This is a genomic window from Carbonicoccus niuqiaonis (assembly GCF_050157065.1).
In the GTDB taxonomy this organism is placed as follows: domain Bacteria; phylum Actinomycetota; class Actinomycetes; order Propionibacteriales; family Propionibacteriaceae; genus Avipropionibacterium.
Genome location: NZ_CP189573.1, coordinates 684,040 through 697,576 on the forward strand (window position 1 = coordinate 684,040; position 13,537 = coordinate 697,576).

The window sequence follows — 13,537 nt, forward strand, 5'->3', positions numbered from 1 at the left end:
CTCGGCCGGCACCGGCCGAGCGGGTGAGGACGTCGATCAGTGGCACCAGTCGAGGGGGGTACCCCAGCAGCACAGGGCCCTGCTGAGCTGCCCGTCCCGAACGTCACACCACCCGTCGAGCAGATCGATGGCGTCGAGCAGATCGATCCCGTCAGGGCCGTCGGTGCGGCCGCCCCGGTGTCGAAGGGCATCCCGTCGGCGACCGTCGCCCGGCTCCCCGGCTACCTGCGGGCACTGAACCACTGCTCCGAGACCGGGGTCAGCACGATCAGCTCCGGTGACCTGGCCGAGGCGGCCGGGGTCAACTCCGCCCAGCTTCGCAAGGACCTTTCGCACCTCGGGTCGTACGGCACCCGCGGCGTCGGCTACGACGTGGAGTTCCTGCGGTTCCAGATCGGCCGCGAGATCGGCGCGGCCACCGACTGGCCGGTCGTGATCGTCGGGGTCGGCAACCTCGGCACCGCGCTGGCCAAGAACTCCGACTTCAGCGGCCGCGGCGGCTTCCGCGTGGTCGCGCTGGTCGACGTCAAGCCCGACCTCGTCGGCCGGGAACTCGACGGCCTGGTGGTCACCCACCAACGCGACCTGACCGCCACCGTCCGCGCCACCGGAGCGGTGATCGCCGTCATCGCGACCCCGCCGGAGGTGGCCCAGGAGATCTGCGACGAACTGGTCGCCTGCGGCATCACCAGCATCCTCAACTTCACCGCCACCGTGTTGTCGGCGCCCGACCGGATCGCGATGCGCCGGGTCGACCTCGGCCAGGAACTGCAGATCCTCGCCTACCACGAGCAGCGCAAGCAGGACGCCCAACGCAAGCAGGACGCCCAACGCGCGCTGGACGGCCCCGGCACGCGGGGCCACGACAATCACCAGCTCGATCCCGTCCGGGTTCGGGCACCGCGGGGTCGGACCCCCGCCGGAGGGACCAGATGAGCCTGTTCGCGCTGAGCATTTCGCACCGCACCGCCGGGATCAGCACCTTGGCCGCCGCCTCCCTCGCCGACGACGCGGCGATCAAGTTGTGCCACACCCTGGCCCTCGGTGACCACGTGTCCGAGGTCGCGGTGCTGTCGACCTGCAACCGCACCGAGGTGTACGCCGAGGTCGACCGGTTCCACGCCGGGCTGGACGAGGTGGTCGACGAACTCGCCCGGCTCACCGGGGTCGGCCAGGCCACCCTGCAGTCCTCGTGTGCGGTGTTCTACGACGAGGGCGTGGTCGGTCACGCCTTCGCGGTCGCCTCGGGGCTGGACTCGATGGTGGTCGGGGAGAGTCAGATCCTGGGCCAGTTCCGTACCGCATTGGCGTTGGGACAGCAGGCCGGCACCGTCGGCACCGCGCTGAACGCGCTGTTCCAGCAGGGCATCCGGGTCGGCAAGCGGGTGCACACCGAGACCGAGGTGGGTCGCGCCGGCCGGTCGGTCGCCGATGCCGCGTTCGACGCCGTACGGCAGCAGGACGGCGGTCTCGCCGGTCGCCGGGTGCTGGTCGCCGGTGCCGGGCAGATGGCCTCGCTGGCCGCCCGCACCGCCGTCGCCGACGGTGCCCACGTCACCCTCGTGAACCGGACCGACGCCACCGCGGTGGCGCTGGCCGAGTCGCTCAACACCGTGGCCGAGGCTGGCCGTACGGTGTCCGCGCGGCCCTGGGCCGAACTCGCCCGGGTGGTCGCCGAGCAGGACGTCGTGGTCAGTTGCACCGCCTCGACCGGCTACCTGCTGGGCCCCGACGAGCTCGCCGGGACCTCGGTCCGTACGGTGGTCGACCTGGCCATGCCGCCCGACGTCGACCCGGCCGTCGCCGACCTGCCCGGGCTGGCGCTGGTCAACCTGGCCTCGCTCGCCGACTCCGGGGCGACCGACACCGACCGGGCCGACCTGGCCGCCGCCACGGCGCTGGTGAACGACGAGGTGTCCGGCTTCCTCGCCGGCCGGCACGCCCGGGCGGTCACCCCGACCGTCGTCGCGTTGCGGTCGATGGCCGACCAGGTCGTCGACGCCGAACTGGCCCGGCTGACCAAGCGGGTCGAGCTCGACGAGGCCACCTCCGACGAGGTCCGGCGGACCGTCAACCGGGTCGCGCAGAAGCTGCTGCACGCCCCGACCGTACGGGTGCAGGAGTACGCCGCCGACGACGAGCTCGACTACGCCGCCGCACTGCGCGCCCTGTTCGCCCTCGACCCGCAGACCGTGGCCGCCGTCACCTCCTCGGAGGTGCGGCGGTGACGGGAGGGCCGGGGACGGGAGGGCCGGTGACGGGGGTGGACGAGGTCAGGATCGGCGCCCGGGCCAGTCGGCTGTCGATGGCCCACGTCACCCACGTGGCGGACCTGCTCGCCGACCGCGGCATCGCGAGCACCTTCGTCCCGATCACCACCAAGGGGGACACCGACCGCCGGCACCTCACCGAGATCGGCGGCACCGGGGTGTTCGCCCAGGCCGTCCGGGAGGCGGTGCTGGCCGGCACGGTCGACCTGGCCGTCCACTCCGCGAAGGACCTGCCGACCGCACCGGTCGACGGGTTGGCGGTGATCGCCCACCCGACCCGTGAGCAGGTGAACGACGTCTTGGTGGGGCGACGACTGGACCAGCTCACCGACGGCTCCCGGATCGGCAGCGGATCGCCGCGCCGGGCCGTCCAGCTGCAGGCCTGGGCACAACAGCAGGGGATGGCGATCGAGGTCGTCCCGATCCGGGGCAACGTCGAGTCGCGGCTCGACGCCGCCGCCTCCGGTGACGTCGACGCCGTCCTGCTGGCCGCGGCCGGGCTGCGCCGGCTCGGGCTGCTCGACCGTCCGACTGGTGGTCGGGTGGAGGTGGCCGCGATGACGGCCGAGGTGCTCGACCTGGCGGTCATGCTGCCCGCCGCCGGGCAGGGTGCGCTGGCGCTGGAGGTGCGCTCCGACGACGAGCGGATCGTCAACCTGGTAAGGGATCTGGACGATCCGATGACCACGGCACAGGTGGTGGCCGAGCGTTCCCTGTTGGCCACCTTGGAGGCCGGTTGCCTGGCCCCGGTGGGTGCCGCTGCAGCCATCGTCGAGAGCTGTGGTACAACCCCCGATTTGACTATGGGTGCCGTAATTGGGAGAACTACAGGGAACGATCCGGCAGAAACCGGCGACGCGACCGCATCATCCGGCCTGCCCGGCCCTCGGATCGAGCTGATCCGGGTGCAGGGGAAGGCGCCGGTGACGGCGGCGGCGGAGCTGGGTGACCGGTTGGGCACGGAGCTGTTGGCCGAGCTGGGTGACCGGCCGGGATGGCAGCAGGCAGGGACGTACGACCAGGGCAGGCATGACCACGCATGACCACGAACTGAACACCGAAGTCGCCAGGGCAGCCGGGCACCACCGGGCAGCCACCACCTTCGTCGAGAACGGGACGTTGTGACCACCTCATCGGTCCGCAGGACCAGCAAGCCGTCAGAGCCGCCGATGCCCCTGACCAAGGGGCGGGTGATCTTCGTCGGCACCGGCCCCGGTGATCCGGACCTGTTGACGCTCGGAGCGGTGTCGGCGCTGGCCGAGGCGTCGACGGTGATCCTCGACGACCAGGCGATGGCCACCATGCTGGAGCACGAAGCGATCACGATCCCGGACGGGGTCGAGGTGCTGTCCCTGGGGCTGGCCGACACCGGCCGGCCACACCCGCCGTCGACCCGCGCCCGGACCGTGCTGAAGCACGCCGGCGAGGGCAGCCGGGTGGTCCGGCTCGTCGCCGGTGATCCGTTCCTGGACAGCTCGGTCGCCGACGAGGCCGCGGCCTGCGTACGAGGTGGCATCGACTTCGAGGTGATCCCCGGGGTTTCCAGCCTGACAGCGGTTCCGGAGTATGCCGGGGTCGCACTGCACCAGTCCGGTGGGGTGCACTTCGTGTCGGCGATGGACGGTCGGTTCACCAAGAACCAGGCCTCCCAGTGGGCCGCCGTCGGCGCCGTGGTGATCAGCACCCGCGCGGGTGCGGTGACCGATCTGGTCGACGCCGCACTGACCGCCGGTCGCCCCGCCGACGACCGGGTGATGCTGACCTACCGCGGCGGCAGCACCGAGCAGCGGACCATCTCGACCACCCTGTGTCAACTGGCCGACGAGGCCGCCGGCGCCAAGCTCGACGTCGCCGAACCCGTACACGTGATGCTCGGCGTCATCGAGGACAAGCGCGACGGGATGTCGTGGTTCGAGACCAAGCCGCTGTTCGGTTGGCGGGTGCTGATCCCGCGGACCAAGGACCAGGCGGCGTCGCTGGCCAACCGGCTCCGCAGCTACGGCGCACACTCCGAAGAGGTGCCGACCATCTCGGTGGAGCCGCCCAGGTCGCCGCAGCAGATGGACAAGGCGATCCGTGGTCTGGTCGAGGGGCGGTACGAGTGGGTCGCGTTCACCTCGGTGAACGCGGTCAAGGCCGTCCGCGAGAAGTTCGAGCAGTACGGGCTGGACGCCCGCGCGTTCTCCGGGTTGAAGGTGGCCGCGGTCGGCGAGACCACCGCCGCGACCCTGCAGGCGTGGGGGATCGAGCCCGATCTCGTACCCACCGAGGAGCACTCCGCCGCCGGGCTGGCCGCCGAGTGGCCGCCGTACGACGACGTGCTGGACCCGATCAACCGGGTCTTCCTGCCGCGGGCCGACATCGCCACCGAGACCCTCGCCGCCGCGCTGGTGGAGTTGGGCTGGGAGGTCGAGGACGTCACCGCCTACCGGACCGTGCGGGCCGCCCCGCCCAGTGCGGAGGTGCGGGACGCGATCAAGACCGGCAAGTTCGACGCGGTGGTGTTCACCTCCTCCTCGACGGTCCGCAACCTGGTCGGGATCGCCGGCAAGCCGCACGCCAACACGATCATCGCCGCGATCGGCCCGGCCACCGCGAAGACCTGCTCCGAACACGGGCTGCGGGTCGACGTACAGGCGTCGAAGCCGAGCGCGATCGACCTGGCCGACGCACTGGCTGCCGTGGCGGCCGAGCGTCGCGACGGTTATCTGGCCCGCAACGAGGCCGTGGTGAAGCCGTCGGAGCTCAAGCGGGGCTCGTCGCGGCGACGCGGCTGACCATGGCGATGGAACTGCCCGTCCGGCCGCGGCGGTTGCGGTCCACGGCCGTGATGCGCGGTCTGGTGGCCGAGTACGCCGTCCGGCCGGAGCAGCTGGTGCTGCCGCTGTTCGTCGCCGAAGGGTTGGCCGAGCCACGTCCCATCGGGTCGATGCCCGGCGTCGTCCAGCACACCCTCGACAGCCTGGCCGAGGCGGTCGCCGAGGCGGCCGAGGTCGGGCTGGGCGGGGTGATGCTGTTCGGTGTCCCGGAGCAGAAGGACGCCCGCGGGTCCGGGGCGCTCGCCGAGGACGGGATCCTCAACCTGGGGTTGCGGCGGGCCCGGGAGGCGGCCGGGGACGACCTGTTGATCATGAGCGACGTCTGTCTCGACGAGTTCACCGACCACGGTCACTGCGGGGTGCTGACCCCGTCGGGCCTGGTGGACAACGACGCGACCGTGGCGCTGTACGCCGAGATGGCGGTGATGCACGCCGAGTGCGGGGCCCATGTGGTCGGCCCGTCGGGGATGATGGACGGCCAGGTCGGGGCGATCCGGTCGGCGCTGGACACCGCCGGGCAGCTCGACACCGCGATCCTGGCGTACGGGGCCAAGTATGCGTCGGCGTTCTACGGGCCGTTCCGAGAGGCGGTGGGGTCGTCGCTGACCGGGGACCGCAAGACCTACCAGCAGGATCCGGCGAACCTGACCGAGGCGTTGCGCGAGGTGCGCCTCGACGTCGCCGAGGGTGCCGACATGATCATGGTCAAGCCCGCGCTCGGCTTCCTGGACGTGATCAGCGCGGTCCGCGACGCGGTCGACGTGCCGGTCGCGGCCTACAACGTGTCCGGGGAGTACGCGATGGTCGAGGCCGCGGCGGCGAACGGGTGGCTCGATCGGGAGCGGGCGATCGACGAGACGTTGCTGTCGATCCGACGGGCCGGGGCGCAGGTGGTGCTGAGTTACTGGGCGTTGGAGTTCGCCCGTCGGTACCGCCGGGGCTGACAGGAGCGCGGCTCGATGGGACTCGAGGACGACCCGTTCGACCACCGGATCACCAAGTCCGGCACGGTCATGGTCAGCCGCGGCGGCCAGCACGTCGTCACCGTCGCCGGCGCGCAGGCGCAGAAGCTGATCGGCAAGCTCGGCCGCTCCGACGAGGAGGACCAGCAGCTGCTGGCCCGGGCCACCGGCAACTATCGCCGCGGGAACGAGCGTCGCGGCGGCTCGGGCGCCTCCTGAGGCGGGGCGGCTCGTATGTATGGGCGCTGTGGTGACGTCGGTGGACGTGAGCTCCACGTGTGTCGCTGTGGCGCCCGATTTTACGAGCGGACCGGGCCCGGGACCGGTCGAGGCCGGCGTGCAACCGGTCGGTGCCGGGTGGTTGGATGCCGATCGTGGTGATGATCGAGGACTTCGTCCGGCTGGTGGGGCAACTCCCCGAGGTGCAACGTCGTGACACGTCCCACTGGTCCTCGTTCCGGGTCGGCGGGCACGTCTTCGGCTACCTGTGGGAACGCACCGAGACGGTCGGGCTGAAGCAGCCGCTGGCCGAGCAGTTGGCCCTGGTCGCCGAACGGCCGGACGTGTTCGAGGTGCAGTTCACCGCCGGACAGTTCGGCTGGGTGGTGGTGACGTTGGCCGGCATCGAGACCGACGAGCTGGCCGAACTGGTCTTCGAGGCCTGGCGCCTCACCGCTCCCGCCGAGCTGGTGACGGACCGCGGCGAGCTGCTCCCCAGCTGACTCGCACGGCGCCGGGCCGGGTCGACCGCCCGTGGCGCCGACGGGCCACATCCGGTAGTCTCGCGGAGCGCACCTGGGGTGCCACCCGTCCGCGGAAAGGGCCGAGCCCACCCGATCTCCCACCTGTGAAGACCACACGGTCTCTCTTGCCGAACGGCGGACGTCGGCATTCCGGAGGGAACCGTCATGACTGAACACGTGAATCTGGAGCAGGCCCGCAAGCGAAGCGTGAATCTTGAGCAGGCCCGCAAGCGGGCGAGGGAACTCCTCTCCGAACTCCGCCGGGGCGACCCGACCACGAAGCTCACCACCGCGCAGCACCAGGTCGCACGTGACCTCGGCTTCGCCAACTGGCCGGTCCTCGTCCGCGCCGCCGAATCCTTCGTCCCCGCCACCCCTGAGACGATCGACTGGCGACGCATCACACGGGTGTCGACGGTCTGCTTCCGGCTCGATCCCGAGCTCGCCGCCGGTGCCCTGGTCGCGCTGTACCGCCACGACGGCCGCTGGGTGATCCCCAGTGATCAACGACTGCCCGGCGAGGACGTCTGGGACGACAGTGTGCTTCGGATTCCGCTGGCCCGCATGGGATTCCGGCGACAGGGCACCCATCTGCTGGCGATCGACCCCGAGCGGCGTCACGCCGTGTTCTGGATCGACGGCGACCCCTACAGGGGGTCCCGACCACACCGGTCCGACGCCGAGTGGTGGACCGGGTCGCCGGACGAGGCCGTCGCGTTGCTCACCGACCAGGGCGACGGTGCGCTGGCCCGGCTGGTGGCGCTGGCCGACGAGTCGCGGCGCACGATGTCGTACGACCAACTCGTCGCCGACACCCGGCGCACCCTGGTCGGCGCTTACCTGCGAGCCGCCACACCGCAGGGTGGATCCGGCTTCGGCGGCTCCGCCGACGACTGGCGCGACGCCCGGGGCGTCCTGGTCGACGCGGTCGACACCCGCCGGCCGGTGAGCAGCTTCCTGGACCTCGCCTGCGCCAACGGACACCTGGCGGCGTCCATGGTCGACTGGGCCGCCGAGCGCGGGGTGGCGCTGACACCGTACGGCGTCGACATCGCCCCCGAACTGGTCGAGCGGGCCCGGACCCTCCACCCGCAGTGGGCCGAGCACTTCTGGGCCGGCGATGCCGTGGTGTGGCGGCACCCCGACGGAGTCCGGTTCGACCTGGTGCACATGTTGCTCGACGTGGTGCCGATGGACCGGTGGGCCCAACTCGTTGATCATCTGCTGGCCGCGGTGGTCGCGCCCGGTGGCCGGTTGTTGTTGAGCCAGTACGGTCCGGTGCGGCCGGCGATGGCGCCGGATGCCGTCGTGACACGCCTCGGTCGGCAGGTCGCCGGGCGGTGCCGGCCACCGCAGCGCAAGGATCGGCCCGCCGAGGCGCCCAGCGTCTGGTTGGTCAACGAGTGACGGTCAGGGGCGACGGGTGAGAGCGGCCAGCACGACCCGTTCGGAGTCGACCAGGTAGCGCTCGAGGGCCGTCGCGGCCGCGGCGGGGCCCTGTTCGACGAGTGTGTCCAGCAGGGCCCGGTTGCGGCCCACGAAGGGATGGTGCAGGCCCTCGCTGTCGTCGATCTCGAGGAAGGCCAGCCGGAGTTCGGCCAGCACGTTGCCGAAGCTGCGCATCAGCCGGGGACTGTCCGACAGCGCGACGAGCGACTCGTGGAAGGCCATGTTGGCCGTGCCGACGACCCGCCAGTCGTCGGCCGCCGCGGCCGCCTCGCCCTGCTCGATCGCGGCCTGCATCGCCGCCACGCGGGGGTGCCGGGGCGCGGCGTGGCCCAGGACGTGGCACTCCAGGGCGCGGCGGGCGCGGTAGATGTCGACCACGTCGGCGACCGTGGGGGAGACCACCGAGACCCCACGGTGGGCGACGTGTTCGACCAACCCCTGGGCCTGCAGCAGCCGGAACGCCTCCCGCACGGTGTTGCGGGAAACGTCGAGGTGGGCCGTCATCGCGGCCTCGGAGAGCCGGCTGCCGGGGGCGAACTCGCCGTCGATGATGCGTCGTCGCAGGTCTTCGGCGATGGTCGTACGGGGCGTCGGTGCCGGGACAGTCACCGGGCAAGGATAGACCGATCATCGTCCGGTCGGTGAGCATCCGTATCCCAATTGTTGAACAATCGTCCGCGTTGGTGCCCTACACTGAGCCGGACGGACACGCCTGCCCCGAAGGGCTGCCGGCGACCCGGAACCGTCCACCACCGTCGATGGAGCAGACATGGCAGACAATGAGGGCAACGACACCACGACAGCCGAGTCGCCGTCGGTGGGGGAGGTGCTGAAGAAGAAGCGCGGGCCCGTGCTGGGGGCGATCTTCTTGATGGCGACGTCGGCGATCGGGCCGGGCTTCATCACCCAGACCGCCACGTTCACCGCTCAACTCGGCGCCGCGTTCGCGTTCGCGATCCTGATCTCGATCATCGTCGACATCGCGGTCCAGCTGAACGTGTGGCGCATGATCACCGCCTCGGGCAAGCGGGCCGGTGAGCTGGCCAACAGTGCGATCCCGTTCTCCGGGCACGTGATCGCGGTGCTGATCGTGATCGGCGGCCTCGCCTTCAACATCGGCAACATCGCCGGTGGCGGGTTGGGCATGAATGCCTTGTTGGGCTTGGATCCCAAGATCGGTGGCCTGGTCACCGGCCTGTTGGCGATCGCGATCTTCCTGGTCAAGCGCGCCGGTCGGGTGGTCGACGTGGTCGTGATGCTGCTCGGCGTGGGCATGATCGTGATGACCGTGGTCGTCGCGTTCATCACCCAGCCGCCGGTCGGCGACGCGTTCCGGCAGACGGTCTGGCCCGACACGATCAACTTCGCCACCATCACCACGATCGTCGGCGGCACCGTCGGCGGCTACATCACCTACTCCGGTGCCCACCGCTACCTGGACGCCGGCAAGACCCGACCCGAGGACGTCGGCGGCGTGATGCGCGCCGCCACCAGCGGCATCCTGGTCACCGGCGTGATGCGGTACGTGCTGTTCCTGGCGATCCTTGGCGTGGTCGCCTCAGGCGTCACCATCGACCTCACCAGCCAGGCCGCCAACCCGGCCGCACAGGCCTTCGGGTACGCCCTGGGCGATGCCGGAATGCGCATTTTCGGTGCGATCTTCTGGGCGGCGGCGATCAGCTCGGTGATCGGTGCGGCCTACACCTCGGCGACCTTCCTGTCCACGTTCAACTCCATGTTCCTGAAGGGGTGGCCACTGCAGATCGCGACCGTCGCGTTCATCGTGGTGTCCTTGATCATCTACCTGATCCTGACCACGCCGCCGGCGGCGATCCTGGTGTTCGTGGGCGGGTTCAACGGTCTGATCCTGCCGATCGGCCTCACCGTGTTCATGTACATCGGCTGGTTCCGTCGCAAGCTGCTGGGCGATGCCCCGTACCCGATCTGGCTGTTGGTCGCGGGTAGTCTCGTGACACTGCTCACCTGGTACATGGGCGTCGTCTCGGTCGGGCCCATCTTCGCGTTCATCGGCATTGGAGGCTGATCGCATGGCAACCATCGACCTCAACTCGGACCTGGGCGAGAACACCCCCGATCGCATCGTCAGCGACGATGCGGCGATGCTCGACATCGTGACCAGTGCCAACGTGTCGTGCGGGTTCCACGCCGGCAACCCGGAGGGCATCCGGACGACGCTGGCGGCCGCGGTCGAGCGGGGCGTGACGATCGGGGCGCACCCGGGCTACGACGACTACGAGAACTTCGGGCGCACCAAGGTCGACATTGATCCGGCCACCCTGCAGGCCCAGGTCGAGTACCAACTGGGCGCACTGCTGGGGTTGACCGCCGCGGTCGGTGGCACGGTGTCGTACGTGAAGCCGCACGGTGCGCTGTACAACACGATCGCCCGCGACGAGACCCAGGCGAAGGCGGTGGTGGCCGCCGTACGGGCCGTCGCTCCGAATCTGGTGTTCCTCGGGCTGTCGGGCGGTCTGGCGACCGAGCTGGCGGCGAGGTCCGGCCTCACCGCCGCGTCGGAGGCGTTCGCCGATCGCGCCTACCAACCCGACGGGCAATTGGTGTCGCGGACCGAGGAGGGCTCGGTGCTGCACGATCCCGAGCAGGTTGCGGCGCGGATGGTCCGGTTGGCCCAGGACGGTGTGGTGGAAGCGATCGACGGGTCCGAGGTGAAGGTCGACGCCCAGTCGATCTGCGTCCACGGTGACTCCGACGGTGCGATCGCGATGGCGGCGCAGACACGTCGCGCCCTGGAGGCGGCGGGCATCACGATCAGCCCGTTCGCAGCCTGAGGACCGACGATGCGGACCACCGGACCCACCCCCGAACAGCTCGCGGCGGCACGGGCGGCGCGCGAGTCATACCGCTCCGGCGTCGTCGGCCCCACCAGCGGGGTCGCCCACGGGCTCACCCAGGCCAACCTGATCTCGGTGCCGGCCGACTGGGCGTTCGAGACCCTGCTGTTCGCGCAGCGCAATCCGGCGGCCTGTCCGGTGCTGGAGGTGTTGGAGGCCGGTAAGACCGAGTCGACGATGGCGCCCGGCAGTGACATCCGGACCGACATCCCGCAGTACCGGATCTGGCGGGACGGCGAGTTGGTCGACGAGCCGACCGACGCGATCGCGGCGTGGGAGGAGCAGCCCGACCTGGTGTCGTTCCTGATCGGGTGCAGCTTCACCTTCGAGTCCGGGCTGGTCGATGCCGGCATCGAGATCAGGCACCAGACGCTGGGGCGCAACGTGTCGATGTATCGCACGAACGTCGAGTGCACCCCGGCCGGTCGGCTGCGGGGCAACCAGGTCGTCTCGATGCGGCCGATCGTGGCCGACCGGGTGGCCGATGCGGTACGGATCTCCGGCCGGATCCCGGCCGTGCACGGGGCGCCGGTCCACATCGGCGACCCGGCCGGCCTCGGCATCGCCGACCTGTCCCGGCCTGACTTCGGTGATGCCCCGGACGTCCGTGACGGCGAGCTGCCGGTGTTCTGGGCCTGCGGGGTCACCCCGCAGGCGGCGATCATGGCGTCCAAACCGCCGTTCGCAGTGACGCACGCCCCGGGCTCGATGTTCATCACCGATGTCCCCGATGCCGAGTTCATCCAGTGACCGGATGCCCGACGGGGGAGCAGCGATGAGCGCTTCGGACGTGACCCGGATCCTGGTGGCCTCGGACCGGGCGCTGCTGGTGGAGGCCGCTGACCTCGAGGCGACGATCCGGTTGTACGCCGCACTCGAGGCGGCCGCGTTGCCGGGGGTCACCGAGTTGATCCCCGCGGCGCAGACGATCTTGGTCCACCACGACCCGCTGGTGGTGTCGGCACCGGAGCTGGCCGCCGCGATCAGGACGGTGCCGCCGGTGTCCGGTGAGGCCGCCACCGCCGGTGAGGTGGTGATCGAGGTCCACTACGACGGGGAGGACCTGGCCGATGTCGCCGAGCACCTCGGCGTCTCGACCGAGGAGGTCGTGGCCCGGCACACGGCCGCCCACTGGACCGTCGCGTTCACCGGATTCGCACCCGGTTTCGGCTACATCTCCTGTGACGACCCGTTCTTCGACGTCCCCCGGCGGTCGTCACCGCGGACCCGGGTGCCGGCCGGATCGGTGGCGTTGGCGGGGCTGTTCACCGGGGTGTACCCACGCTCCAGCCCCGGCGGCTGGCAGATCATCGGGCGGACCGACGAGCAGATGTGGGACCTCGACCGCGATCCGCCGGCCCTGCTGACCCCCGGTGTCGCCGTCCGGTTCGTGGCGGCGGACCCTTCCGAACGCACGGGGGCCGTGAGTGAGGGCTCGGGGGACGTGGATCAACGCCCGTCGAGCTCGTCGAGACGCCCGGAACACGAACTCGAAGTCGTCCGCCCCGCCTTGCAGTTGCTCGTCCAGGACACCGGCCGACCGGGGTTCTCCGCACTCGGGGTGTCGGCGTCCGGGGTCGCCGATCGGGGTGCACTGCGGGCCGCGAACCGGGCGGTCGGCAACCTTCCCGGAACGGCTGCCCTGGAACTCCTCGGCGGCGGTGCCGTACTGTGTTTCCACGGTGACACGGTTGCCGCGTTGACGGGCGCGACCGCGGCCGCGACACTGACCGACCGGGACGGTGTGGCCCGCCAAGTTGATCATGGTGTGCCGTTCGCGGTGGCGGACGGCGACGAACTCCGGCTCGGCTCGGCAGCCGCGGGCCTTCGTACGGTGTTGGGGATCCGCGGTGGCGTCGAAGGGCCGGCCGCGTTGGGAAGTCGGGCCACCGACACCCTCGCCGGCCTGGGCCCCGAGGCACTGCGGGCCGGGGATCGCGTACCGCTGGGTGACCCGCACACGGCACCGTACGCGGTCGACCCGCTGCCGGTCGTTGATCATGAACTCCCGGTGAGCAGCGAGGTCGTGGAGCTCGACGTCGTCCTCGGCCCTCGTTCCGACTGGTTCACCCCCGAAGCCCTGCAGGTGTTGGAATCCCAGGACTGGCTGGTCACCCCACGGTCGGACCGGGTCGGCATCCGGCTGCAGGGCGAGGTGCCGTTGTCGCGGGCCATCGACGGCGAGCTGCCGAGCGAGGGGGCGGTCACCGGGGCGATCCAGGTGCCGGCCGACGGTCAGCCCGTGCTGTTCCTGGCCGACCACCCGCTGACGGGCGGCTACCCGATCATCGGGGCGGTCGTCGATGATCACCTCGACCGGGCCGGGCAGCTGCCGCCGGGTGCGAAGGTGCGGTTCCGTGTACGTCCCAGTCCCATCGCCATGACGGCGGACACGTCCCCCACCGATGTGTGAGAGCAGAG

Annotated in this window: 13 protein-coding genes; 12 read left to right on the forward strand and 1 reads right to left on the reverse strand. The window is 70.9% G+C overall.

Annotated features, from left to right (window positions below; all coding sequences use genetic code 11):
• Nucleotides 1-39: 39 nt before the first annotated feature.
• The 8 genes from ACQBAU_RS03080 to ACQBAU_RS03115 all read left to right on the forward strand — a co-directional run bounded on the left by ACQBAU_RS03080 (nucleotide 40) and on the right by ACQBAU_RS03115 (nucleotide 8,201).
• Nucleotides 40-936 (forward strand): redox-sensing transcriptional repressor Rex, encoded by an 897-nt coding sequence (locus tag ACQBAU_RS03080; protein ID WP_465255233.1) that lies wholly within the window; start codon nucleotides 40-42, stop codon nucleotides 934-936.
• The gene (gene hemA, locus ACQBAU_RS03085; RefSeq protein ID WP_434550282.1) at nucleotides 933-2,228 is read left to right on the forward strand and encodes a glutamyl-tRNA reductase; all 1,296 of its coding nucleotides are present in this window, start codon (nucleotides 933-935) and stop codon (nucleotides 2,226-2,228) included. The genes ACQBAU_RS03080 and hemA overlap by 4 nt, the downstream gene beginning before the upstream one ends.
• 26 nt (nucleotides 2,229-2,254) lie before the next feature.
• Complete coding sequence (gene hemC, locus ACQBAU_RS03090; protein WP_434550281.1) at nucleotides 2,255-3,313, forward strand: hydroxymethylbilane synthase; 1,059 nt, start codon at nucleotides 2,255-2,257, stop codon at nucleotides 3,311-3,313.
• 78 nt (nucleotides 3,314-3,391) lie between these two features.
• The gene (locus ACQBAU_RS03095) at nucleotides 3,392-5,047 is read left to right on the forward strand and encodes a bifunctional uroporphyrinogen-III C-methyltransferase/uroporphyrinogen-III synthase (protein ID WP_434550280.1); all 1,656 of its coding nucleotides are present in this window, start codon (nucleotides 3,392-3,394) and stop codon (nucleotides 5,045-5,047) included.
• A 2-nt stretch (nucleotides 5,048-5,049) separates the two neighbouring features.
• Nucleotides 5,050-6,033, forward strand: coding sequence for a porphobilinogen synthase (hemB, locus tag ACQBAU_RS03100; RefSeq protein ID WP_434550279.1), 984 nt, complete (start codon nucleotides 5,050-5,052; stop codon nucleotides 6,031-6,033).
• Nucleotides 6,034-6,048: 15 nt separating this feature from the next.
• Nucleotides 6,049-6,270: a hypothetical protein gene (locus tag ACQBAU_RS03105; protein ID WP_434550278.1), complete on the forward strand. Its 222-nt coding sequence runs from the start codon at nucleotides 6,049-6,051 to the stop codon at nucleotides 6,268-6,270.
• 146 nt (nucleotides 6,271-6,416) lie between these two features.
• Nucleotides 6,417-6,773: an MmcQ/YjbR family DNA-binding protein gene (locus ACQBAU_RS03110; protein ID WP_465255232.1), complete on the forward strand. Its 357-nt coding sequence runs from the start codon at nucleotides 6,417-6,419 to the stop codon at nucleotides 6,771-6,773.
• Between the two features lie 186 nt (nucleotides 6,774-6,959).
• A complete protein-coding gene (locus ACQBAU_RS03115; RefSeq protein ID WP_465255231.1) occupies nucleotides 6,960-8,201 on the forward strand; it encodes a class I SAM-dependent methyltransferase in 1,242 nt (413 codons plus the stop codon).
• A 3-nt stretch (nucleotides 8,202-8,204) separates the two neighbouring features.
• On the opposite strand, the gene ACQBAU_RS03120 is transcribed toward ACQBAU_RS03115, so the two are convergent.
• On the reverse strand, nucleotides 8,205-8,852 hold the full coding sequence (locus ACQBAU_RS03120; RefSeq protein ID WP_465255230.1) for a GntR family transcriptional regulator: 648 nt from the start codon (nucleotides 8,850-8,852) through the stop codon (nucleotides 8,205-8,207).
• A 160-nt stretch (nucleotides 8,853-9,012) separates the two neighbouring features.
• Here ACQBAU_RS03120 and ACQBAU_RS03125 point away from each other — a divergent pair, with 160 nt between their 5' ends.
• From ACQBAU_RS03125 to ACQBAU_RS03140, 4 genes are read left to right on the forward strand one after another with little or no spacing between them, the layout of a single operon-like run.
• Nucleotides 9,013-10,287: an NRAMP family divalent metal transporter gene (locus ACQBAU_RS03125; protein WP_465255229.1), complete on the forward strand. Its 1,275-nt coding sequence runs from the start codon at nucleotides 9,013-9,015 to the stop codon at nucleotides 10,285-10,287.
• A 4-nt stretch (nucleotides 10,288-10,291) separates the two neighbouring features.
• Nucleotides 10,292-11,053, forward strand: coding sequence for a LamB/YcsF family protein (locus ACQBAU_RS03130; RefSeq protein ID WP_465255228.1), 762 nt, complete (start codon nucleotides 10,292-10,294; stop codon nucleotides 11,051-11,053).
• A gap of 9 nt (nucleotides 11,054-11,062) precedes the next feature.
• Nucleotides 11,063-11,866 (forward strand): putative hydro-lyase, encoded by an 804-nt coding sequence (locus ACQBAU_RS03135; protein ID WP_465255227.1) that lies wholly within the window; start codon nucleotides 11,063-11,065, stop codon nucleotides 11,864-11,866.
• A gap of 25 nt (nucleotides 11,867-11,891) precedes the next feature.
• Nucleotides 11,892-13,529 (forward strand): 5-oxoprolinase subunit B/C family protein, encoded by a 1,638-nt coding sequence (locus ACQBAU_RS03140; RefSeq protein ID WP_465255226.1) that lies wholly within the window; start codon nucleotides 11,892-11,894, stop codon nucleotides 13,527-13,529.
• The last annotated feature ends 8 nt before the right edge of the window (nucleotides 13,530-13,537 follow it).

What these genes read in the sequence shown, in the direction of transcription:
- hemA (WP_434550282.1), top strand. Translation starts at nt 933, where the DNA reads ATGAGCCTGTTCGCGCTGAGCATTTCGCACCGCACCGCCGGGATCAGC.
- hemB (WP_434550279.1), top strand. Translation starts at nt 5,050, where the DNA reads ATGGCGATGGAACTGCCCGTCCGGCCGCGGCGGTTGCGGTCCACGGCC.
- ACQBAU_RS03105 (WP_434550278.1), top strand. Translation starts at nt 6,049, where the DNA reads ATGGGACTCGAGGACGACCCGTTCGACCACCGGATCACCAAGTCCGGC.
- ACQBAU_RS03110 (WP_465255232.1), top strand. Translation starts at nt 6,417, where the DNA reads ATGCCGATCGTGGTGATGATCGAGGACTTCGTCCGGCTGGTGGGGCAA.
- ACQBAU_RS03115 (WP_465255231.1), top strand. Translation starts at nt 6,960, where the DNA reads ATGACTGAACACGTGAATCTGGAGCAGGCCCGCAAGCGAAGCGTGAAT.
- ACQBAU_RS03125 (WP_465255229.1), top strand. Translation starts at nt 9,013, where the DNA reads ATGGCAGACAATGAGGGCAACGACACCACGACAGCCGAGTCGCCGTCG.
- ACQBAU_RS03130 (WP_465255228.1), top strand. Translation starts at nt 10,292, where the DNA reads ATGGCAACCATCGACCTCAACTCGGACCTGGGCGAGAACACCCCCGAT.
- ACQBAU_RS03135 (WP_465255227.1), top strand. Translation starts at nt 11,063, where the DNA reads ATGCGGACCACCGGACCCACCCCCGAACAGCTCGCGGCGGCACGGGCG.
- ACQBAU_RS03140 (WP_465255226.1), top strand. Translation starts at nt 11,892, where the DNA reads ATGAGCGCTTCGGACGTGACCCGGATCCTGGTGGCCTCGGACCGGGCG.